This window comes from Pseudoalteromonas rubra (assembly GCF_000238295.3).
Classification (GTDB): domain Bacteria; phylum Pseudomonadota; class Gammaproteobacteria; order Enterobacterales; family Alteromonadaceae; genus Pseudoalteromonas; species Pseudoalteromonas rubra.
On the sequence record NZ_AHCD03000044.1, the window covers coordinates 217,273 to 239,043 of the forward strand.

A 21,771-nucleotide genomic window follows, 5' to 3' on the forward strand; every position below is an offset into this window, starting at 1 on the left:
GGTTTAAGCATGCACAATTTCATCACAGGTTTACTGATGGCCGCTGGCCTTTCACTCAGCAGCGCAGCCCATGCACATTTAATGGTGGCCGAGCAGGGCACACTGAACTTTGACGAGTCAGGTGCCTATCTGGTGGTGGCTATCGACCCATTGAGTTTTCCAAAGGCGGATACCGATAAGAATGGCCATTTGTCGGTCGAGGAGTTTAAACAGGCTCACAATACGCTGTTTAAAGCCATCCAGGCGCAGGTTTTTATGACCCAGGGAGAGACCCAAAAGCACATCGAAGGTTTGATGCTGTCACCACAAACCGCACACCATGGCGACCAGGGCGAAATTGACCAAATCGTGGTGATGGGTAAATTTGTTGGCGTTGATCACCAGCAAGGGTTGCAGTTTCACAATGGCTTGTACGGCAAAAACAACGAAAAGCAGCTAGCCATGCGTGCTAAATATAAGCGCCTGGGGTTAACGCAGCGCTTTACCCTGACAGCAAAGCAGCCTATTGCAAAGGTGTTTTAACAGATTTCAAGGGCAGTGATTACAATAGAGGGTTGACTGCTGCATTTGTTCCGCCATGCAGCAGTGTCTCACAATTTCTTTTTCTATTCTTATAAATCATAAAGTTAAGCTTAAAAATAGTGACAAGAAAGCAGGAACTGTTACAAGATATGGCTAACCTTATGTTTCTTGATGAAACTTGAGCTTTTTTGTCCCCATTTTGAATTGTTGTGCGATTTTTCGCTGTGTACCATTTCTTCGAACTCACATCACAAATGATATAAGGAGAATGACAGTGAAAGTCGTTAAGTTCGTTTTACCCCTGCTCGTAAGTAGCCTTGCTGCCTCTTTTGTAACTGATGCGCAGGCATCAGCGCCCGGAGAGTGTGATGATTTTATGATCACTTCTCAAATGAACCGCTATCATGAATCAGAAGAAGTACAAAGACTCTGGATCAGTGCTGGTAGTCAGTCAAAGTGCGTACGCATGTCGCCAGATCTTCACAACCCTGTTTATGATGTACTTGCCCGACAGCGTTCACTGCGCAACCAGTTGGAGACGGAACTCAGAACCAGGCTGGATGACGAGTTGAAAAATGGCATTAACAGCTCGCTCAGACACAGGTACACCAACTTTGAACTAAAAGGTGGCCTGTCGACAACCCTTACGGCCAATCACAATGGTGAGATCCTCGCCAATGTGAATGGCTTTGGGTTTTACGCCAAAGCAAAATATACCCTGAAAAATGTTCCTTCAATGATTGCGAGCGCGTACGCAACGGTTAAGGTTGAGCGTATTTCTGTTAACGCAAAATATGACTTTGTGAAAGGTGAGGCCTATGACCTTAAAGTTGATCCGCTCCATTTAGATGTGGATGTTGATTCCAGGATCTTTGGTATCAGTGTCCCTGTGCTGAGTAATTTCATCAATAGCCGAGTCGAAGGCGTGATCCGCGACAAGATTGAAGACTATCTGAATTCAAAGACGAATGGCTGGAGTAAGGCTATGTTCTCGCTGGACAAGGCAATTCCGGATGATAAATTTGGTTCATTGGGTGTGTCTGTGAAAAACAGACTGACCAGCTTGTTGCCAGGTAAGTACATCAAGATGTCCTCTTCTGTACAAAAGATGGATGGGGCGTCGTTCTATGTTGACCTGTCCGGAGACTTTACCATTAGTATGAGTAACAAGGTATTCCAAAACCCTTGTTATATATACTCCGATAAAGCGTGCAACCTGTTTCCTGATTTCTGATAGTTGCAAGTAAGAAACTCGCAGGCAGCTAAGCCGCTGCCTGCTGTATGAGGTTAAAAGGCAATCATGTTCCCGGCCACCACGACCAGCAAGCCCGCGAACAGCTTTTTGATGGTCGGAACGGGCAAATGCTGAACAGACTTCGCGCCCAATGGTGCGGTAAACCACGAGGTACACACTATGCCCAGTAGGGCAGGTAAATATACAAACCCGGCAAACCCATCTGACAAGGCAAACTGTGCACTGCCCGACGTGATGTACCCCACAGAGCCAAACAGCGCTATCACGATACCGCAGGCTGAAGCACAGCCAATGGCTTTTTTCATATCAATAGAGAAAAACGTCAGCAGGGGCACCAGCAATGCACCACCACCGATACCAATCATGGCTGAGAGCCCGCCAGTGATGGTTGTAAACCCCGTTAACAGTCCTTTGTTTGGCATGCTACGCTCGTCTGATGCGGGTTTATTACTGCCAAAAAACATTTTGAGTGCAATCAAGACCACACTGACGGCGAAGACCCAGCGCACGATTTGCTCGGGCAACATGGCGGCTAAAAAACCACTGATCAGCGCACCCAGCGCAACCCCGGTCATAATCCAGGGGGCGAGTTCCCAGGGCACATTGCCATTTTTATGGTGGGCGATGGCTGATGAAGTAGAGGTAAACAGAATAGAGGCCAACGAGGTAGCGATGGCGGCAACTATCACCTGCTCAGCGGGCAGGACCGCAAAATACAGTAAAATACTGCTCAGGACCGGGACAATAACCAGTCCGCCGCCAATACCAAGGAGCCCGGCCAGAAAACCAACTCCGCTGCCTAACAAGGCGCAGTATGCAATCAATAACAACAAGTCACTCATTCCGTTTTTCTCATTATATTATATGGGGTTAGACGGGTGGCGAGTGCATCGACGGTTAGCCTGTTGGTAACCAGTTCGCCACGTTCTGAGCGAGTATATCAAGATAATGTCCGTGGCTTTTCAGATAAGTTTTGAATATTCCTCACGTTTTACATGAAGTAAATTCAACTTAAACATCTAGATGGCTAGATGTTTTTATTTCTAGGTGTTTTTATTCCCGTTTTTCCATGAGACCCCTGCAAAATGCAGGCATCTCGCAGTAACCATGAATACAACTCAAGTTTTAGGTGAAATTAAACCGTTTTTCTTCAAGTGCTTGTCCGGGTAACAATGTAATTGCTCCAAACGCCAGGCTAGCTTAACGATGGCTAAGTGCATGCGCTGCACCGGGAAGAGCACATTGTACATTTGGGTTAATCACAGAATATTGGATACCAGAACGCCATGAATAACGAGTTTACTTTTACAGTTAAAAGCATCATTTTTGATGAAAACTACCATCCGTCAGACAGCACACGGATCACCACTAACTTTGCGAACCTGGCCAGAGGGGAAAGCCGTCAGGCAAACCTGCGTAACGCACTCAAGATGATCGATAATCGTTTCAATGCCTTGGCTAACTGGGATAACCCCAATGGAGATCGCTATGCCATTGAGCTGGAAATCATCTCTGTAGATATCGACGTGGCGGGTAACAAAGAAGCTTTCCCATCGATTGAGGTACTGAAGACCAACATCATTGATCATAAAACCGGTGAGCGCATCGAAGGTATAGTCGGCAATAACTTCTCATCTTATGTACGAGACTATGACTTCAGTGTGGTACTGCTGGACCACAACAAAGGGAAGTCGCAGTTTAGCATTCCTGAAGGCTTTGGGGAGTTGCACGGCAAACTGTTCAAACATTTTGTGAACTCAAGCGCCTATAAACAAAACTTTAAGAAACTGCCGGTTATCTGCCTGAGCGTGTCAGACAGCAAAATCTACCAAAGAACTGAAAATCACCATCCGGTGCTGGGTTATGAGTATGAGCCGAATGAGTCCTCGCTGACCGAGCAATACTTTAAGAAAATGGGCCTGCAAGTACGCTACTTTATGCCGCCAAATAGTGTTGCCCCGCTGGCATTCTACTTCTTCGGCGATCTGTTGAATGACTACACTAACCTGGAGTTAATCAGCACTATCAGCACCATGGAAACGTTTCAGAAGATCTATCGCCCGGAGATATACAACGCCAATGCGGTGGCAGGTCAACGCTACCAGCCAAACCTGAAAAACCTCGACCATTCACTGACGCAAATTGTGTATGACCGTGAGGAGCGCAGCAGACTGGCGGTGGAGCAGGGAAAATTTGCCCAGGAGCACTTTATTAAACCTTACCAAAGTGTCCTTGAGCAGTGGTCGGCGAATTACGCCTGATAGTTAATGAGAATAAATGGCAAACATGATGAAAACACTTTTACCTACGTCTACCGCCGGCAGTTTACCTAAACCCTCATGGCTGGCACAGCCAGAGGTGTTGTGGTCACCCTGGAAACTTGAAGATCAGGCGCTCGTTGATGGCAAACAAGATGCACTGCGGGTGTCGTTGCAGGAGCAGCAACTGGCAGGCATTGATATTGTTAGCGACGGAGAGCAAACCCGTCAGCACTTTGTGACTACCTTTATAGAGCACCTTGACGGCGTAGATTTTGAAAACCGTAAAACAGTTAAAATCCGCGATCGATACGATGCCAGCGTACCAACGGTTGTTGGGCCGATCAGTCGTCAGAAGCCGGTCTTTGTTGAGGATGCACGGTTTTTACGCCAGCAGACCAATCAACCGATCAAATGGGCACTGCCCGGTCCGATGACCATGGTTGATACCTTGTATGACGATCACTACAAGAGCCGCGAAAAGCTGGCCTGGGAATTCGCCAAGGTGCTGAATCAGGAGGCTAAAGAGCTGGAAGCGGCGGGTGTTGATATCATCCAGTTTGATGAACCAGCCTTTAATGTCTTTTTTGATGAAGTGAATGACTGGGGCATTGCCTGTCTGGAGCGTGCCATTGAAGGCCTTAAGTGCGAAACCGCAGTACACATCTGCTATGGCTACGGTATTAAAGCCAACACAGACTGGAAAAAAACGCTGGGTTCAGAGTGGCGCCAGTATGAGGAAGTATTTCCTAAGCTGCAAAAGTCGAACATAGATATTATCTCACTGGAGTGCCACAACTCGCGGGTGCCTGTTGAGTTATTATCCCTGGTTCGAGGCAAAAAAGTCATGGTGGGAGCCATTGATGTGGCAACAGATACCATAGAAACGCCTGAGGAAGTCGCAGCAACACTCAGAGAAGCGCTAAGATATGTAGATGCCGATAAGCTCTACCCCTGCACCAACTGTGGTATGGCACCGCTTGCCCGTGATATTGCCCGGGGCAAACTGAATGCGCTCAGTGCCGGTGCTGAAATCGTGCGTCAGGAGCTGACTAAATAAGTGTAAGCCCGAGCAAGACATGCCGATGAGTGTGTCTGCTTACTCTTTTATCTCTGTGGCATAAAGCTGGGTTAGGACTCACTGAGCAGTGCATACAACGGCTTTTTGTTGATGTTGGTTATATTTTGCGGTAACAGTACGTGAGATGACGGCGCAATATCTGATCTTGTGCTATTACAACAACGTATAACCAGATCACAGAGTTTTAAGGAGCAAGAATGCGACATTTATCAGCAAGTATCCTATGTCTGCTGCTATCGGGTTCACTTCAGGCCACCCAGAGCAACACACCAAGCCAGGCCTACAACTGGACAGCAGGTCCAGACTTACCTATGGCATTGCAAGAGGTATATCCTGCTGTATTTAATGAACGTATTTTTGTTGGGGGCGGATTCACTCCCTCTGATTCACCGTCCTTTTCGGGCTTGGGCCCAAGTACAGATGTCTTTTTACTTAACCCGGCAAAAGAATTTTGGACAAAAGCACCGTCCTTACCTGCGCCACGCCACCACCTTGGCATGGTCAGTAATCGGCACTTCATTTATGGTATCGGCGGCTTTACGGGCGCTAAAGGCAGCGCCTGGGAAATTCAAAGCTCTGTATTCCGCCTGGATGGTAATTTACAAGTGTGGCGCACCGGCCCATCGCTGCCTATTCCATTGGCTGAATCTGTGTATGCCAATGTCGGTAAGAATATTCATGTGATTGGCGGTAAAACGGTTTCCAGAGAGGCTGGTAAAAATGTCGATACCGACGCCCACTATGTGCTTATTAACAACTCCTACTGGCGAAAGCTGAAGTCAGCGAGCTTGGTCAGAAATTCCGCCGCCAGTGCAGTCATTGGCCATAAGATCTATGTCATTGGTGGGCGTACATCAGGCCCGGATGGGGCTAACCTTAGTTACGCGGAAGTGTATGATACAAAAACCGAAACCTGGACGCCTATTGCACCGCTGCCAGTGGCTTCTGGCGGTTTGTCGGCCAGTGTTTTGGATGGCAAAATCATAGTGTCGGGCGGAGAGGTGTTTGGCCCTCAAGGCAACTGGCAGGCAGGTAAAGCTTTCGATGATGTTTGGGCGTACGATCCGCAGGCCAACCAGTGGCAGGCATTGCCGGACTTGCCTCAGCCACGTCACGGACATGGTTCTGTCTCGTTAAACGAGCAACTTCATATTATCGGCGGTGCGGCTAAGGTGGGGCCACAAGAAACCTTGTCGTCGACCATGACGTTGTCGATACAAGAAAGTGAATAGCCAATTAGTCAACTCAGAGGGGGTGTCCGTTTAAAGTTACTTTGTGCTCTTGGATATGGTGTCAATTGGCTTTTTGTACAATAACTTTCTTCCACGCCTTAACGATCGTGATTGCTCCTTCTGAATAACTTTTGTTGATGCTTTAGCAAACTCGAGAGACACCGCTCTATTTTTTTGATCGGATACTACATCATCTATATTTGTGATAAAAGATTCTGGTTTTGCTCTAGAAAAAGAAAATAGTCTCATATAGAATCACTCACTAATATTGCCTTTCTTAATTATAATTGAAGATACTAGTCCTGCAATTATATCTGCAACCCCGCCTAAACAATCAATATGTTTGGGTCCGAATACATTAATGTTCTTAGATGTTATAAATAGTATACCTAGCATGTTTTCATCTGTGCCATCCCATGCATTTAGTCCAACAGCCATTAAGTTTTTTATCTCTTGAGGGTAATTTTTGTGGTTTTGCGTATTCGTTAGTATATTAAATTGAATTGATTTATCAATGTCATTACAAATGATTGCTCCTTTTCCTTCAGAGCGATCTCTAAGGTAGCGAGCTAATCCAGAATCTGCAGAAATAGGTTCAGAAGTTTTTGTTCTTGAAGGACTTAGGCCTCCTGTTCTAGACACTGTTGTGTAGTAAAGCTCCCCATCTTTTTCCGATATGATTCGTGTTATTACTTGGATATCTTTTTGAGGTATTAGTTCCTTAAATAAATTTTGTACAGTATTGCAGATATCATTTAATGCATCACTCAACGAAACATCATCTGGATTTTTGTTCAATCGAGTATGCCAGTCTCTTACCTTATGAGAAACTTGATGCGATAGGTACTTTACATTTAATGATCTGATAGTTCTCTTTCTTAAATAAAGTAAGCCGAAGAAACAAATTGCTCCAATTGTTAGTGAGATTATAGCTCCATTGAGCATTGCATCTCTAGCGGTTTCCCATGTTAGGGAGTCAGCCCACCACGGAGCTCCTGTTGTAGAAAAGAAAATTAACAAAGCTGGAATAACTACGCTGCTAAACGTGCCAGCAAGAATACCTCGCCAACGAATCATCCCTTTGACCGTTTCGTCCCAACTTTCCCTACCATCGTAAAGTATTCTTGCTGGCATGGTTTCCTCGTTACTAAAATTTACACATTTTTAATCTAATATTCACTGCTATAATAGTCAATAGCTCTTCAATTATTGTTCTTTTCACGAGTAGAAAAAGTTTGAACTCAGTCGACAGGTTTTACTGCTTATGAGTTTCGACAATATCTAGTCCTCAGCAATCAACAACATTTGTACTTCAATGATGTTCGGATTTACTTCTTTATAAGTTAATATTTATACTGTGATGTAATCTTTGGACTGGTTTTGTAAACCTATAAATGTTGTAGGAAGGATAAAGGTCTTTGAAGAAAGAGCAGACTATCTATGATTGACTAAAAGAAAAGGCAAATAAGAATAAGTCAGCTCTAATATAGTAGATAAAAACGTTGAATTTACTTTTCAGTTTAAGGCAAGCAGCTTGCTTTAGTGAAGAAGTATCTCACTTCGTAGTCTTCACAGGTGGTGTAGCTGCTGTTCCCGCCATTGCTGGAGTTCCAGCAGGCAAAGCCAGAGCTGTTGTTGACCAGGTTTTGGCCACTCAGGCTTGAGTCCAGCTTACTGCCTTTAACTCGTGCAATGACACCTGCAACATCACTGGTGCTGCAACTGGCTGCAATGTTGCCCGCAGACTGGTGTGAACTAAACAGCTCGTTATCACCACTGGCCGGGTCATCGCGGTCAAGCCAGCCGGTGGCATAGAGCCCGCCGTTGACCTGTGAACTGGCGATACGGTAAACACCCAGTGAATTCAGCTCTTTATTCTCGGTGCCATGAAAGGCAAACAGTTGCTGGCTGGCACTGGCTGAGTAGGTTGTACAGCTGCCAGAGGCACTTCCCCCTTTGACTGAATTGCCATTGCTGGAAGTCAGCTTCAGGTAGTACACAGTATCGTAGCCATATTTCCCGTCGTCTTTACATATCTGCAGGGTCTTGAGGTGCTCGCCTTTGCTGGTATCAAAGGTCAGTTTATTGCCCCAGCTACCACCGCTGCCACCGTAAGTAACACACAACTCGGATGTGCCGACACTGGTATGCGACAGGCTTTGTTTGGTCTCGTAACAAGCCTGAAATCCATCCACCCGATTGTTTGAGCGAACCCGTACTGAGCTGAGGTTAAAGGTGCCGCCTACCAGGGCTTTACGCTTCAATAAAGCAATGTCGTTGAAGGAGTCGCCTTTATTGGTCGAGCCCACCGCGTTGTTTTTCACGTACTGCCAGTCAATATGTTCAGCAGAGTTAGACAACCAGAAAGAGTCGAATGCCTTGTAATAGTTCACCCAATGGTGTTCTGAACTGTTGCCAATGGCGTTTTGCAGCTGAACATGTTCATAGGCGTTGAATGGCATCGCAAACTGAAAGCTGCCACCCAGACTCTGACAGTTCGCAAAGCCCATGTCCCAGCTGCCTTTGCTGGTGGTCAGCTGCCAGTTACGGTTGTCATCTACACAGGCATGGTACTGATAAGTGGAGCAGGCTTTGTCAACAATCGCAGCATCGCTTTCGAGACTCGCACAGTCACCAGAGCCATTGGGTCGATTTGATTTCCATGACCAGATAAAGTTCTCAATCTGGACTTCATTGGCACCATAGCCGCTGGCAGCGCTGGTGTTGTTGGCCTCGACCAGCGCCAGCTCGAGAATTTGTGCACCTTTGTTGGCCCACTTGCTGATCACATTGCTGCCGGTTTTACTTGAGCTCGGACCATCCGGGTTGAGCTGAGTGGCGCCATCAATGATCACTGTCATATTGTTGGCAAGGTAATGCGCGGTCTGATCGCCGTTTACACACTCATTGCTGCCATTTTGACAAAATGGCTGATTGCTTTGCAGGTTACCATTGGCATCGAAGGCATCAACGCCGATAAACACGGTATTCCAGAATTTAGAGTAACTGCCACTGCTGTGATAGGAACACAGGTTGCTGTGATCCCTGGGAGTTTGCACCACCGCGACCAGCTGCTTACCCGCTGCCAGAATGTCGCGTTTGGTGAGGTGCGACACCGGCAAAGAGGCACAGCTTTTATCGGCATAGCCCCAGTCAGAGGGCATCAACAAATAATCACCGATGTCTTTTTGCAGGCGCTCGCCAATCTTGTTGTGCCAGTTTTTATGGTCGTTATGCTTGTACGATTCAATTTTCAGTAACACCACTTCGTCCGGGTTGTCTTTCAGAAAGTCTTTAATGTCGTCTAACCCTTCCGACAGCTTTGCATGAAAGCTTGAACAAATGGCTTTGTTTTCCAGCGAGTTGTGGCACAGCATAGGGGTAGAGTCAAAGGTGCCTTCCGGATAAATATCAAACTCCATTACCCGAATGCCGCGCTTAAGCAGACTTTTGGGTGAATAGTATTGATTGACGTCGGTATAAGTACCTTTGCTCCAGGCATGTGAGGCATAGGCGTTGTGCGCCCCGGCCCACAGAGTTTTAGAAAATGGTGCAAAGTTATCTATTTGCCCTTGCAGGTCCAGTCGGGTGACTTTCTCATCATCGGTATCTATTGCGGCACTGACTGCAAATGATACGCAAGATGTCGCTACCGCACCTGCCAGCAGCAGCGCCAGTGTATTGCTTGGTTTCATAGTAAAAATCCTCTCCTTTTAGTGTGATGCTGGTCCTTAACCAGGGCGCTGTTTACGCACCCTGTACGAGCAACCGCGGCAAATATAGGCGTGAAAAGTGCAAGAAGTGTGAAGAAAAGAGTTTAAACTCTAAAGTTGGCAGGTAGAAATATAACTCGCTTCATTTTGAGGTTAGAAAAGGACCGAATCTGGACGTCAGGGTCGTTTTATGGACAAAGGAAATGAAGATTTTTCACAAAACTGTGATTGAAATAAAGCTATGAAAGCAGGGCTGTTGTCACGTACAGCGCCATAATATCTCGTTACAGCCGAGCCAAACAAACCCCGCCGTCTTTCCGGATGCTTGCGAGCCGGGGTCTACCAACTTACAGCATCACGACCACCTTGTTCTAAATCGCCCGATTGCGTCATAGGTGCTTGTAAATTAGTAATTATTTGGTTCTAATAAAGGTAAGTGATAGCGCTGACAGATATGAGTAATGGTGTGGCATAAATGAAAATGCGTACAGTTTGTTTATCAAAAGTTACTCCAACAAATCAACTGGAATGTTAGCAGAGTACGTCATTCTGGCAGCGGCCTGAACGAATAATAATTAGTGTGTATTACATACACGTCAAAACCAAGCCTGTTCGATCACTCCATATCTGAGGAAACAATGAAAAATAAAATACTGTTAGGCCTATTTATAAGTGCTTTTTCATCCAGCGTTTTTGCGGCCAATGAGGGCAAAATCACTTCAATTGCATTTGCAGGGGCGAATATGTCGAGTCACCCGGATGTAGTCCAATTACAAATTGAGGGTGGTTTTGAGTCTGGCGATTGCAATACAAGTCTTGCTGCAATAAGGAAAAGTGATACACACCTTGTTTCCGCTGCGCTTGCTGCATTCTCGATGGGAAAGCCAGTAAAAGTGTTTCTTAATGCCCAGGAATATTACTTCCCCTCACAAAAACGATGTGTCATAGCGATGCTGACAATGGCGAAATAAAGTTAACACTTAGTGCCATTTCGTTGAGACCCACCCAAAACTCATAACAAAAGGTATTGCAAGGAAGATACTGTGTGGATATCCACTCATGTGGAGGTTATGTGGACATCCACTTAAAAGCCGATGGGTTTGTGAATTTATGAAGCGGTCACAGCAATGCTCTGAAGAAGATCTTTGTGAGTCATTAGTTGCCGTTTGTTCGTGGGGACAAGCTCAAAACTATTACAACTTTGGATAAAGAAAACTACCGAGCGATTATGGTTGAAGAAATTAGCATCAAATTGTTTGAATTAGGCCCGACAAGGTCTGCCCGGGTACGTTGGGCGTTGCTTGAGGCAGGGTTAACATTCGAGTCTGTGCAAAACGGAGTAGATATATTTAAGTCTACGGAGTTGTTAAATATTCACCCATTGGGCAAACTACCTGCGGTGCTAATCAATGGGCAGCCCCTTTTTGAGTCAGCGGCCATTGTCACGGCGATAGCCGACCTGGTGCCAGATAAGAAGCTGATCGCAGAGCCTTCAAGCTGGTTGAGAAACCTACATAACCAATGGGTTTGTTTTACATTGAGTGAGCTGGAGCCTTTTGTACAGTCAACCGAGATCAACTCTATGGACTTTGTTTTGCCAGCAGAGCAGCACGTTCGGGAAATTGTCCCGCAAAATAACATGTTGTATAAAAAAGCGGCCGCTGCGTTAGAAAAGCACTTTTCCCGGCACGACTACCTGGTTGACGATCAATTTTCGGCCACAGATATCGTACTTGCATACACACTTTGTTGGGGACAAGAACAAAAACTACTGGATGACTTCCCTAACATTAATGAGTATATGGATCGACTCTATAACCGCGAGCATTGCACGTTAAAAAAACCATAGGGGCAGCTTAGCGCCTTTGTGGTTAGCCCATTTGGTCATGCCCTCCAGCCTACATTTATCGAGGGTGTCCGGGCAAAGCGGTTAGCCTACTCATGTCGAACCCAACAAACTCAGCTGTCATCCCGGATGCTTGCGAGCCGGCACTTATTAACCTGCGATACATAGCCTCTTTCTGTATATATACGAGTCCAGTTAAACTCATGGCTCGGCTTTTCCGGCATGCTTTGACTTGAGCTGTTAACAACTGGGTGTTAGTTTTTCGTTATTTCTTGAGTGTTATTCTCCCTGCTTGAAAATGCGCTTAAACTGCCATGGATACGAATACAGTGTTAAGTACCACACCCAAACTCATCATCACAGGAATGGTTTGCAACGATGAAAAAGCTATTATTATTTCTTTTCTCACTCATTACACTGAATGTTTTTGCTGAAGAGATTGTTATAGGTAAAAAGTATCAAATACAGTCAAAGGTTCTAAATGAAAACAGAGAATACTGGGTATCTTTACCTAGTTCTTATAGAAAAAATGGCTATAAAAAATATCCGGTTCTGTATTTCACTGATGCAAATCTAAATAGCTTTTTTCATGCTTTCTCGGGCATCACGAAACAAATGAGTTCCGATGCCAGCCCCCAAATTCCTGAAATGATAGTTGTTGGAATTGTCAGTCAGAATCGTGTCCGCGACAGCGCTCCTACAAATTCACTTGTGCAATGGGGCGGGGTAGCGACAAAGGCGCTGGAAACGACAGGAGGCGCTGATAACTTTTTAAAGTTCTTACAAACAGAATTAGTACCCCACGTAGAGCAAAATTATCACACCGCGGATTACCGGATTTTGGCAGGCTACTCCTTCACAGGTTTAACGGTTATTCACTCACTGTACCAAACACCGGAGTTTTTTAATGCCTATATAGCCATTGATCCAAGCCTTTGGTGGGATAATCAAATAATGCTCAAGCGTTATAGCGAATTTTCAAAAAAAGAACTTAGCAAACGCCAGTTGTTTGTTTCGACATCTGACAGAGTGCCTTCATTATATCCTAAAGAAAACTATGTTATTGAGTTCATCCAAAAACTAGAGGCATCGCCTGTTAAAGGCTTAAACGTCCATTCAGAGGTTTTTGGTACAGATCAAAACCACCATACAATGCAAATAATGAGCTTTTACTTAGGTTTGAAAAGTATCTTTAGTGGCTTCATGATTGATGATGCCATCAGATTTAGGCCTGCTGCAGAGTTAAAAGCGCATTTCGAAAGTATTTCGGATAAATTAGGTGTAAACCTTAAACCCAGAGAGGGTTTAGTGAATTTCTTTGGATATAACAGGCTGTATGACAACCAGTTTCCCACCAACAGCGGAGCCGCGATTGACTTTTTTAAGTTGAATACTGAGTATTATCCAGAGTCTTATAACGCATGGGACAGCCTGGGCGAGGCATATTGGTATGAGAAAAAGTATAAGTTAGCGCTAGACGCCTATAAAAAATCGACTCAATTGAACCCGGAAAATAGCAATGCAAAAGAGAAAATTAAACAAATCAAAGTGCTTCTAAATTGAAAGTAGCAACACGTGAAAGTTGAGCCTTCTGGCTGATTTTACTGTGTTAATCTGTTTTTGTGGGGAAAATCCAGGCCACTCGCAAGAGCTGTAGTGAAACTGCCCCACAATTTGTCTGAGAGTTTATGTTGGATGTCAGTTATCCCGCCTGTCTTTTGGATGACTGTGAATTGGGATCTACCAACATGCGGCACAGTGGTGCCCCGTTGCAGCTGAACATACAAACTACACTGTCATCCCGGACGCTTGCGAGCCGGGATCTATTAACCCGCAATGCTGTAGTTGCTTCTAGTCGCGAACCCAACCAACTTCGCCGTCACGTAGAAGCCTGCGACTCGTCAAACAGGTTAAGTATTGTTGGGGATTGGTAATGTGTTATCTTACACGGCAGTTGTTAACATGGAATTTTGCATCATGAACGAATCGGTGATCCACCAAACCTTATCGCAGCGTTTTGGCTTTTCAGCATTTAGGCCCGGCCAGGAACAGACTGTCACCCAGCTGGTTAATGGCCACTCTAGCCTTGCAATTTTCCCAACCGGTTCAGGTAAATCCTTGTGCTATCAGCTGACGGCCTTACAGCTCCCCAATTTAACCTTAGTAATCTCGCCTTTGCTGGCGCTTATGAAAGATCAGCTGGAGTTTTTACATAGCAAAAACATCAATGCGGCCAGTTTAGATTCAACGTTGACCCGGGAGCAAAGTCAGTCTGTGATGCAAAATGTCAGAAATGGCAGTATTAAAGTGCTGATGATCTCGGTTGAGCGTTTTAAGAACGAACGCTTCAGAGAATTCATCAAACAAGTGCCTGTCTCTATGCTGGTGGTTGACGAAGCGCACTGTATCTCTGAATGGGGTCACAATTTCAGGCCCGATTATCTTAAGTTACCTGACTATCGTAATGAGTTAAATATCCCATTAGTGCTGCTACTCACCGCCACGGCGACCAAAAAAGTCAAGCGCGACATGGCGAACCGATTTGATATAAAACCCGAGCACATTGTGCAAACGGGCTTTTATCGCGCCAACCTCGATTTAAGCGTGTATGCCTACCCGGAAGAGCAAAAAGTGCAGGCACTCATTGGCTATTTAAAACAACAAGCTGGCGCAGGTATTGTGTATGTCACGTTGCAACAACAGGCTGAGCAGGTGGCTAAGCAGTTACAGGCGGCAGGCGTAAATGCCGCAGCCTATCATGCCGGGCTGGATGACAGCCTACGTCAGAGTATCCAAAACGACTTCATGAGCAATCACAAGCAAGTGATTGTTGCCACGATTGCCTTTGGTATGGGCATAGACAAATCCGATATTCGCTTTGTGGTGCACTACGACCTGCCAAAATCGATAGAGAATTACAGCCAGGAGATAGGCCGCGCAGGGCGCGACGGGCAATTTTCTGAATGCATTACCCTCGCTAACTTAGATGGCGTTGCGACGCTCGAGAACTTTGTTTACGCCGACACCCCGGAGCAAGCCAGCATTCAGGCGCTGATTGATGAAATTCAATCGCAGCAACAGCAGGGCTTATGGGAAATGCAGGAACTCAGCGCCTCTAAAGTCAGCAATATCCGATTACTGGCATTAAAAACCTTGCTGGTGCAGCTCGAACTCAAAGGCGTAATCGAGGCCAAATACGCGTTTTACGCCGACTTTAGATTTAAGTGGTTACGCACAGAGCAGGAAGTCATCAGTATGTTCGATGCGAACCGTCAGCAATTTATTCAGCAGATAATTGCCAATACGCAATTTAAGAAAGTGTGGGGCACCGTTGATATTCAGACCTTAGTGCAACTAGGGCACGACAGAAATCGCATTGTAGCGGCGCTGGACTATTTGCACGAACAAGGGCATATCGAACTTGAGTCAAAACGCATGATGCAGGTGTATCAGGTGGATGAAACTAAGCTGGCAGAGCCAGACTTAGCCAAAGAACTTGCCGATTACTTTTTAGAAAAGGAGCAAGCCGAGGTTAAGCGCATCGCCGCCATGCTGCGCTTTTTTGAGTTAAATACGTGTTTAAGTTACAACCTGGCGCGCTATTTTGACGATGAAAATGCCCCAGAGCAATGCGGGCACTGCTCAGCGTGCCGAGGCCAAATTGCACAATTAACCCAGTCTAAGGAGACTGAATTTCCGTCGGATGACACATTAAGAAACGACTTAAATGCGTTAAAACAGCACCTGATGCAAATTGGCGTTACGCCAAGCCTGGCAATACTGACTCGATTCCTAACCGGCATGACCTCGCCATTGGCAACCTCTTCCAAATTCAGACAACGCGCCGGGTTTGGCAGCTGTGCAGACATCCGCTATCAGCAGGTTTTGAGTAAAGTAAAACAATTGGGTTTTGGGGGATGATGGTGGATCAAAGGTGTAGCGCATCTTTATCAGATAGCACCAAAATCAAAGCGAAACAGAGTTTGAATGAGCACCGGCCTGGCAGTCAAAGCTGACACGGCCGAACTTCATTTTCAAAAATAGAACTTTTTCTTAAAACCGACATCCACTTCCGTCATCCCGGATGCTTGCGAACCGGGATCTACCAACGTACTGCACCGTGGTACTCCGTTACGGCCGAACTTACAAACCACACCGTCATCCCAGACGACTTGCGAGTCGGGAGCTATTAACGTTCAGCGTAGTAGTATCCTGAAGCATGTAAAATTGGGGCGAGATATCACCCGTTTTCCAACAATTGACTTGTGAATTTATGGTAAGAATTGTATGTCGCGGCAAGTATCACTAAATCAGGTTATCGTTGCCACCTTTAGAGCAGTCGCGACCCTGGCAAAAATGAGAGCGCTCATCAGCGCTCTTTTTTCCGTGATTTAGAGCTAAATTAAGCTTCTATTTTACACGTACGGCCCCAATAACACGTGTATGCATCGGTTGGGTTTAGGGCTGGGCTAGCAGGGACGTCAGGTCCTGCGGCACCAACAACTGGCGTTAATCGCTGAGAAATTGCTTTGTCTGCTGATAATTGCTTAATGCTTTTTTTACTTAGTTTTAACTTCATGGTTAATCCTTTATTTAAAATTTTAATCCCACATTAACTGTGGGGTTTTCATACTAGACAAACGCAAAATCTATTTCAAGCTTGAATTCAGGTGATAAGCGCCCCACTCATTGCTAGCCGGTGAGAAAAGATCAACTGCCACTTGATGGTAGCCCCCTCGCTATTGAACTCACAAACTCGACTGTCATCCCGGACGTTTGCGAGCTAGGATCTACCAATGTGCGCATAGTAGCACTCTGTTACAGCCGCACTCACAACCCTGACAATCATCCCGTACGCTTGTGAGCCGGGATCTACTATCGAGCGGCACAGTGGTACCCTTTTACAGCCGAACTCACAGGCCCACCGTCATCCCGGACGCTTGCGAGCCAGGATCTACCAACATGCGATGCAGTAACACCCATTTCCAACCGAACTCACAAGCCCCAGACACTGCGTAACGACTCAGAATTTAGGGATTAATGATTACGTACCTGGCGCTGACATAGTGAGGAAGTGACGAGCAGCTAATGGAGCCATTTTTATCATCTATGTAAACTTCCACGCTTTTATCTGCCGCGAGGGCTGCTAAAACAATGGCGTTACTTTTGTCCGATGGCGGACAAATCCACTTTCCATTAGAGCCGCTTGTCTTGAATGCAGTGTTGCCACTACATTGCTGAGGATAGTCCATCACCCAGGTGACTTTGCCTTTACAGTTGATATCTGCTGCATTTGCCAATACAGGGAACAAAATAAGTAGAGCTGGTAATAACGCTTTCATAGACCTTCCTTTAGTGTTTAGTATTTTTGCTAACGGCACAAAGTGCCTTGTTTAGCATTGCTACGAGTGGGCACTGGCTGTGCCTTTATGTCAGCCTGTAACTGCGTGCCTTAGAGCAATCTAACAAACTTCTGATTTATTATGGACAATTTTTGTTAGTTCGTGATTACAGGCGAGTACCGGGTTAGTTTCAGCTTTAGGAGAGTTACTAAAAGTTGAGGTGGGCGTTCGGATAAAGTATTCATTAGATCGCACGAAAATCACAGTGAAGCATTGTTTGAACTAGTACCGGCCTGACAGTCAAAGCTGATAGGGCCAAACTTCTCTTTCAAAACCGGTCTTTCAAAACTGGCCTCCACCTTTGTCATCCCGGACGTTTTCGAGCCGGAGCTATTAACATACAGCGCAGCAGTGTTCTGAGGCTCACATATTTAGGGTGAGTGTCCAAGCAAAAATCCACCTCCGGCGCTTGCGAGCCTGGATCTATTTACATACAGCACAGCAATACCCTGAGGTACATCAATTTGGGGGGAACGCTTGTTATGCTCGTTCAAGAAAGGCCATATTCATATAAGTTAGCAAACTTTGTTTTGGTTTGAGTTGCTAGTAATTAGGTGATAGAAGTGATAGGTTTTTGTTAATTTCAGCAGTAACTTGTTCTGTAAGTGCCTTATTCTCCTGTATTAGAAACGAGCTAAAACTGCTACGCACTCTAGTATGCTTTTAGATTATTTGAGGAACTATGGGAACAACTAAACTGAAAAGTTCGGCCATGGCTAAAAGAGGAGTTAATTATGTTCGAAGCATAATTGAGTCGTCAAACAGTATCTTTCATGAAGTACACCAAGAAAATGATTACGGTAACGATGCTTTTGTTGAGCTAGTAGATGAGGAAGACGTTAAGGGTATTACTATTGCAGTGCAGATCAAATCGGGAAAGTCTTTCTGCACAAAGAAGTCTTGCTCAATCCCAGCTTCCAAAAAGCACTTTCAGTACTGGAAGGAGCATTCACTACCCGTAATAGGTATTGTGTATGATCCTGATGAAGATACGGCTTATTGGACGAATATAAAATACCATATTGACTCTGATAGGGGTCGCACAAATAATGGCTCTTACACGATAACTTTTGATAAAACAGAGTTCTCAAGCTTCACGTCCCATAATTTTGAAATCATATTCAAACCTATCCATTTGAAACAAGGAGTCAAATTGTCGCTCGATGAATCGATTAGGTTTTCTGAATCAAGTGACTATATTGAACATTGTATAGGTTTGGACTCCTTGGTTAGGCTTCATACTCAATCCAAAGAGATCTGGGGAAAAATTTTTGATATTTTTAAGTGCCGAGATACAGATAAGTTAGATCCGAGGATCTTGTACTATATGGCGCATATTCCTGGTCATTCTGATATTTCTTGGCGTAGTGGGCAAGCTATACCAGCTAGTGTAAGGAAGAGCTTGTGCTCATCTATATCATCTATGTCAGAATACGATATTGCGAAAATGCTAAGCTTGCTAGATGAAGGTGATTGCTTTGAACGTGGTACACTGGGTCAAAGTGCAGAGTCTCTAATTGCATTAGTTCATGAAAAGGAACACAAGCTCCTCACTGTTATTGAAAACAAAGAACTAATGACACATACACGAGACTTGGCCGTAATTCTTTATGCTTACTATTTACAAGAAAATGCCATTGGTATGTTGAAACAGCTATGGATGGAGCACCCTGAATTACGTTGGGCTAAAGTCATGGCCATGCAGTTAGAGCAAGAAGGCTATGTTTGCCTTTACTAAAAATCGAGCTGTCGGACCTAAAGGCCGGCGGATAAGCTCGGACCGATACATCTAAACTATGCGGCTATTTAGTCTTGGTGCTCAGATTTAACGCTGTTATATTTTACAGGCCCCTTAGCGGGCGTTAATTTTACCAAGGACATTGATTTTGAGTGACTTTTTATCAAGTAGCTTGTGGCAGGGTATCGGGGTCATTATTTCGTTTATACTCGCTGTAATCAGCCTTATTTTTACAACTGATCTCAGGGCCAAGGTTTTTAAATCTAAAAACAGTTTATTTGATTCCAAAGACATGCAACCTAAAGAGTTGCTCGATGGTCAAATTGTAACCCTGTTTGGTAAGGTCAAAGAAGAGGTTTTCGCTGGCCCCCCAAACTATGAATCAATCAATGACGGTGATCGTCCCCAGTTTTATTGGCTTTTGTACGTTAATGAACCTATCGCTATTTTTGGCAGATGCTTTGAGAGTCAAAAGCTTTCTGAATATGGTAACACTTGCTGCTTTCAGTTAGCTCTAAAAGAAGACTTTTATGACAACAGAAATGATATTTTAGACAAATTTGTAAAAGTAGATGGGCAAGTATTTCTAGGGCATACAGGCTGTCATAAAACTAAGGCGTTAATTGATGTCGCGAAAATTGAAGTTGTGACTTGAAATTACGGTGTTATCGAAGCTACCTGGATTTGATCAACAAGGCCGTATAGCATACAAATAAAGACAGAAGTGTTGGCACCCCGAGCAAACAAGTATTAGTAAAGGAAAGAAATGAAAAGTATAGTTTTTTTTAACAATAAGGGGGGAGTGGGGAAAACAACTCTCCTTTGCAACTTAGCAGCATATTTGTCCTCGAGAATGGCCAAAAAGATTCTTATCGTAGATGCAGATCCTCAATGCAATAGTACAACTTATATTTTGTCCGATGAACAACTTGATTCAATCTATGGTAAGTCGAGAAGAGATAGTATTGAGTCTTTTTTATCTCCAGTAAGGCGAGCAAAAGGGTATCTTCAAAAGAAGATAAAACCCATGAAATCAACAAGGTTTAAAGTCGATATTATTCCCGGCGACCCTAGGTTAGCACTTAGTGAAGACTTGTTAGCATCCGATTGGAAAGGTGCAACGTCAGGAGATCCTCGAGGCTTGCAAACAACACTGGTTTTTGAGCACTTAAAACAACAGTATGCGGAATACGATTACATATTTTTTGACGTTGGCCCATCCTTAGGGGCGATCAATCGTTCTGTATTAATTGCATCTGATTACTTCTTAATTCCAATGGCTGTAGATGTCTTTAGTTTGATGGCTTTGGAAAATATCAATTTATCACTTTCTAAGTGGAAAAAAGGTATAGAAGAAGGTCTAAAAAAATATGAGGAAGAAGAACAAGAGCCTTATGAAATATCTGACGAGGAATTCAAATGGAGCCTAAATTTTGCTGGGTATGTTATGCAGCAATACAAAGCTAAAACCGTAAGAGGGGAAAAGGTTCACGTTAAAGCATTCGAAAAAATATCTAGAGAAATTCCGACAAAAATAAAAAGAGAAATATGCTCAATTTCTGCTGTTAAGATGGAGGTTGAGGCTCTTTTTCTAGGTGAAATTGAGAATTTACATAGCTTAGTACCGATGTCACAAACGACAAATGCACCAATATTTGCATTGAAAGCTAAAGACGGGGTTGTTGGTGCACATTTCCAAAAAGTTCAGTACGCAGAAGAAGTATTTAAAAATATCGCTAATAATCTATTGGAGAATATTGGAGAAAACAATGATTAAGTGGCCGAAGGAAGTGGTTAGCGATATTAGCCGCCGTCGCTGTGTTATCTTCTTAGGCTCAGGTATTTCAATGAATAGTGTTAATGCTGTTGGAAGAAGGCCGAAGACTTGGCGGGCATTTCTTGAAAGTGCACTTGAAGAAATTAATCCTAAGGCTCATATAAAAAAACTTTTAAAAGAAAGTGATTACCTTACAGCTTGTGAAGTGATAAAAAGAGAGCTTGGAAAAGAGGACTTTACACGCATTGTTAGAGAAGAGTTTCTTACACCAGCCTATCAGCCAGCAGAGATTCATAAAAAAATATTCGCTTTGGACTCAAGAATAGTAGCGACGCCAAATTTCGATAAGATATATGAAACCTATGCAAATAGTGAAGCAAACGGCTCAATTGTCGTAAAACAACATTATGATACCGATGTGATTTCAAGTATCCGGGGTTCAGGGCGGCTTATTTTAAAAGTTCACGGTACGATAGACTCGCCTGAAAATTTGATATTCACTAGGGCTGAGTATGCTGAAGCTCGCACGAAATATGCTACATTTTATGAAGTTTTGGAGGCTTTGGCACTAACACATACTTTTGTTTTTCTAGGGTGTGGAGTTAATGACCCAGATATCAAACTTCTTCTCGAAGATACTCTCTTTAAACATAACAGTACTCGGTCTCACGTTATGCTGCTTCCCAAAAAAGCACTTCATAATTCAGTAATTGAAGTAATACAAGATACCATGAACCTAAATATAATTCAGTACTCTGATAAGGATAACCATAAGGAGTTACTTGAGTCCATTAAGGATCTAGTTCATTTGGTAGAAGTTGAAAGAGACGAGTTAAAAATGAACATGAACTGGTAAATTTCTTGGGTGGCGCTGCGCTCGAAAAAATTTTCATCTAAAAGTTGGAAAAGACCATTTTTTATTGTGACTCACCATAAACTATAAAGAG

General features: G+C 44.3%; 18 protein-coding genes. 13 read left to right on the top strand and 5 right to left on the bottom strand.

What is annotated here, in order from left to right; translation table 11 throughout:
• Nucleotides 1-9: 9 nt before the first annotated feature.
• Both PRUB_RS22190 and PRUB_RS22195 read left to right on the top strand, forming a co-directional pair.
• Nucleotides 10-522: an EF-hand domain-containing protein gene (locus PRUB_RS22190; protein WP_010384297.1), complete on the top strand. Its 513-nt coding sequence runs from the start codon at nucleotides 10-12 to the stop codon at nucleotides 520-522.
• A 274-nt stretch (nucleotides 523-796) separates the two neighbouring features.
• Nucleotides 797-1,756: a hypothetical protein gene (locus PRUB_RS22195; RefSeq protein WP_010384296.1), complete on the top strand. Its 960-nt coding sequence runs from the start codon at nucleotides 797-799 to the stop codon at nucleotides 1,754-1,756.
• 53 nt (nucleotides 1,757-1,809) lie between these two features.
• On the opposite strand, the gene PRUB_RS22200 is transcribed toward PRUB_RS22195, so the two are convergent.
• Entirely contained in the window at nucleotides 1,810-2,619 is an 810-nt protein-coding gene (locus tag PRUB_RS22200) for a sulfite exporter TauE/SafE family protein (protein WP_010384295.1), read from the bottom strand.
• A 444-nt stretch (nucleotides 2,620-3,063) separates the two neighbouring features.
• Here PRUB_RS22200 and PRUB_RS22205 point away from each other — a divergent pair, with 444 nt between their 5' ends.
• From PRUB_RS22205 to PRUB_RS22215, 3 genes are all read left to right on the top strand, one after another.
• On the top strand, nucleotides 3,064-4,038 hold the full coding sequence (locus tag PRUB_RS22205) for a DUF1852 domain-containing protein (RefSeq protein WP_010384293.1): 975 nt from the start codon (nucleotides 3,064-3,066) through the stop codon (nucleotides 4,036-4,038).
• Between the two features lie 28 nt (nucleotides 4,039-4,066).
• A complete protein-coding gene (locus PRUB_RS22210) occupies nucleotides 4,067-5,095 on the top strand; it encodes a methionine synthase (RefSeq protein ID WP_010384292.1) in 1,029 nt (342 codons plus the stop codon).
• A gap of 218 nt (nucleotides 5,096-5,313) precedes the next feature.
• Nucleotides 5,314-6,348, top strand: coding sequence for a Kelch repeat-containing protein (locus tag PRUB_RS22215; protein WP_010384291.1), 1,035 nt, complete (start codon nucleotides 5,314-5,316; stop codon nucleotides 6,346-6,348).
• A 255-nt stretch (nucleotides 6,349-6,603) separates the two neighbouring features.
• Here the strand turns inward: PRUB_RS22215 and PRUB_RS22220 are convergent, their stop codons facing one another.
• Together PRUB_RS22220 and PRUB_RS22225 are read right to left on the bottom strand one after the other, a co-directional pair.
• The gene (locus tag PRUB_RS22220) at nucleotides 6,604-7,482 is read right to left on the bottom strand and encodes a hypothetical protein (protein ID WP_010384290.1); all 879 of its coding nucleotides are present in this window, start codon (nucleotides 7,480-7,482) and stop codon (nucleotides 6,604-6,606) included.
• Between the two features lie 386 nt (nucleotides 7,483-7,868).
• Nucleotides 7,869-10,043, bottom strand: a complete 2,175-nt coding sequence (locus PRUB_RS22225; RefSeq protein ID WP_010384289.1) for a phosphatidylinositol-specific phospholipase C domain-containing protein — start codon at nucleotides 10,041-10,043, stop codon at nucleotides 7,869-7,871.
• A gap of 656 nt (nucleotides 10,044-10,699) precedes the next feature.
• On the opposite strand from PRUB_RS22225, the gene PRUB_RS22230 reads away from it, so the two are divergent.
• From PRUB_RS22230 to PRUB_RS22245, 4 genes are all read left to right on the top strand, one after another.
• Entirely contained in the window at nucleotides 10,700-11,032 is a 333-nt protein-coding gene (locus PRUB_RS22230) for a hypothetical protein (RefSeq protein ID WP_010384288.1), read from the top strand.
• Between the two features lie 257 nt (nucleotides 11,033-11,289).
• Entirely contained in the window at nucleotides 11,290-11,910 is a 621-nt protein-coding gene (locus PRUB_RS22235) for a glutathione S-transferase family protein (protein ID WP_021032874.1), read from the top strand.
• Between the two features lie 375 nt (nucleotides 11,911-12,285).
• Nucleotides 12,286-13,470 (top strand): alpha/beta hydrolase-fold protein, encoded by a 1,185-nt coding sequence (locus tag PRUB_RS22240; RefSeq protein WP_010384285.1) that lies wholly within the window; start codon nucleotides 12,286-12,288, stop codon nucleotides 13,468-13,470.
• A gap of 414 nt (nucleotides 13,471-13,884) precedes the next feature.
• On the top strand, nucleotides 13,885-15,828 hold the full coding sequence (locus tag PRUB_RS22245; RefSeq protein ID WP_010384284.1) for a RecQ family ATP-dependent DNA helicase: 1,944 nt from the start codon (nucleotides 13,885-13,887) through the stop codon (nucleotides 15,826-15,828).
• A 481-nt stretch (nucleotides 15,829-16,309) separates the two neighbouring features.
• On the opposite strand, the gene PRUB_RS22250 is transcribed toward PRUB_RS22245, so the two are convergent.
• Both PRUB_RS22250 and PRUB_RS22255 read right to left on the bottom strand, forming a co-directional pair.
• Nucleotides 16,310-16,486: a hypothetical protein gene (locus PRUB_RS22250; RefSeq protein WP_155946343.1), complete on the bottom strand. Its 177-nt coding sequence runs from the start codon at nucleotides 16,484-16,486 to the stop codon at nucleotides 16,310-16,312.
• A gap of 451 nt (nucleotides 16,487-16,937) precedes the next feature.
• Nucleotides 16,938-17,249, bottom strand: coding sequence for a hypothetical protein (locus tag PRUB_RS22255; protein WP_010384283.1), 312 nt, complete (start codon nucleotides 17,247-17,249; stop codon nucleotides 16,938-16,940).
• 742 nt (nucleotides 17,250-17,991) lie between these two features.
• On the opposite strand from PRUB_RS22255, the gene PRUB_RS22260 reads away from it, so the two are divergent.
• The 4 genes from PRUB_RS22260 (at nucleotide 17,992) to PRUB_RS22275 (ending at nucleotide 21,680) form a co-directional block, all read left to right on the top strand.
• A complete protein-coding gene (locus tag PRUB_RS22260; protein ID WP_010384282.1) occupies nucleotides 17,992-19,047 on the top strand; it encodes a DUF4365 domain-containing protein in 1,056 nt (351 codons plus the stop codon).
• Between the two features lie 148 nt (nucleotides 19,048-19,195).
• Nucleotides 19,196-19,702: a DUF4431 domain-containing protein gene (locus PRUB_RS22265; protein WP_010384281.1), complete on the top strand. Its 507-nt coding sequence runs from the start codon at nucleotides 19,196-19,198 to the stop codon at nucleotides 19,700-19,702.
• A 111-nt stretch (nucleotides 19,703-19,813) separates the two neighbouring features.
• Nucleotides 19,814-20,824, top strand: coding sequence for a ParA family protein (locus PRUB_RS22270; protein ID WP_010384280.1), 1,011 nt, complete (start codon nucleotides 19,814-19,816; stop codon nucleotides 20,822-20,824).
• Nucleotides 20,817-21,680, top strand: a complete 864-nt coding sequence (locus PRUB_RS22275; RefSeq protein ID WP_010384279.1) for an SIR2 family protein — start codon at nucleotides 20,817-20,819, stop codon at nucleotides 21,678-21,680. The genes PRUB_RS22270 and PRUB_RS22275 overlap by 8 nt, the downstream gene beginning before the upstream one ends.
• Nucleotides 21,681-21,771: the final 91 nt, after the last annotated feature.

Coding starts and splice junctions, on each gene's coding strand:
- PRUB_RS22190 (WP_010384297.1), top strand. CDS start 10: ATGCACAATTTCATCACAGGTTTACTGATGGCCGCTGGCCTTTCACTC.
- PRUB_RS22200 (WP_010384295.1), bottom strand. CDS start 2,619: ATGAGTGACTTGTTGTTATTGATTGCATACTGCGCCTTGTTAGGCAGC.
- PRUB_RS22205 (WP_010384293.1), top strand. CDS start 3,064: ATGAATAACGAGTTTACTTTTACAGTTAAAAGCATCATTTTTGATGAA.
- PRUB_RS22210 (WP_010384292.1), top strand. CDS start 4,067: ATGAAAACACTTTTACCTACGTCTACCGCCGGCAGTTTACCTAAACCC.
- PRUB_RS22215 (WP_010384291.1), top strand. CDS start 5,314: ATGCGACATTTATCAGCAAGTATCCTATGTCTGCTGCTATCGGGTTCA.
- PRUB_RS22220 (WP_010384290.1), bottom strand. CDS start 7,482: ATGCCAGCAAGAATACTTTACGATGGTAGGGAAAGTTGGGACGAAACG.
- PRUB_RS22225 (WP_010384289.1), bottom strand. CDS start 10,043: ATGAAACCAAGCAATACACTGGCGCTGCTGCTGGCAGGTGCGGTAGCG.
- PRUB_RS22230 (WP_010384288.1), top strand. CDS start 10,700: ATGAAAAATAAAATACTGTTAGGCCTATTTATAAGTGCTTTTTCATCC.
- PRUB_RS22235 (WP_021032874.1), top strand. CDS start 11,290: ATGGTTGAAGAAATTAGCATCAAATTGTTTGAATTAGGCCCGACAAGG.
- PRUB_RS22240 (WP_010384285.1), top strand. CDS start 12,286: ATGAAAAAGCTATTATTATTTCTTTTCTCACTCATTACACTGAATGTT.
- PRUB_RS22245 (WP_010384284.1), top strand. CDS start 13,885: ATGAACGAATCGGTGATCCACCAAACCTTATCGCAGCGTTTTGGCTTT.
- PRUB_RS22250 (WP_155946343.1), bottom strand. CDS start 16,486: ATGAAGTTAAAACTAAGTAAAAAAAGCATTAAGCAATTATCAGCAGAC.
- PRUB_RS22255 (WP_010384283.1), bottom strand. CDS start 17,249: ATGAAAGCGTTATTACCAGCTCTACTTATTTTGTTCCCTGTATTGGCA.
- PRUB_RS22260 (WP_010384282.1), top strand. CDS start 17,992: ATGGGAACAACTAAACTGAAAAGTTCGGCCATGGCTAAAAGAGGAGTT.
- PRUB_RS22270 (WP_010384280.1), top strand. CDS start 19,814: ATGAAAAGTATAGTTTTTTTTAACAATAAGGGGGGAGTGGGGAAAACA.
- PRUB_RS22275 (WP_010384279.1), top strand. CDS start 20,817: ATGATTAAGTGGCCGAAGGAAGTGGTTAGCGATATTAGCCGCCGTCGC.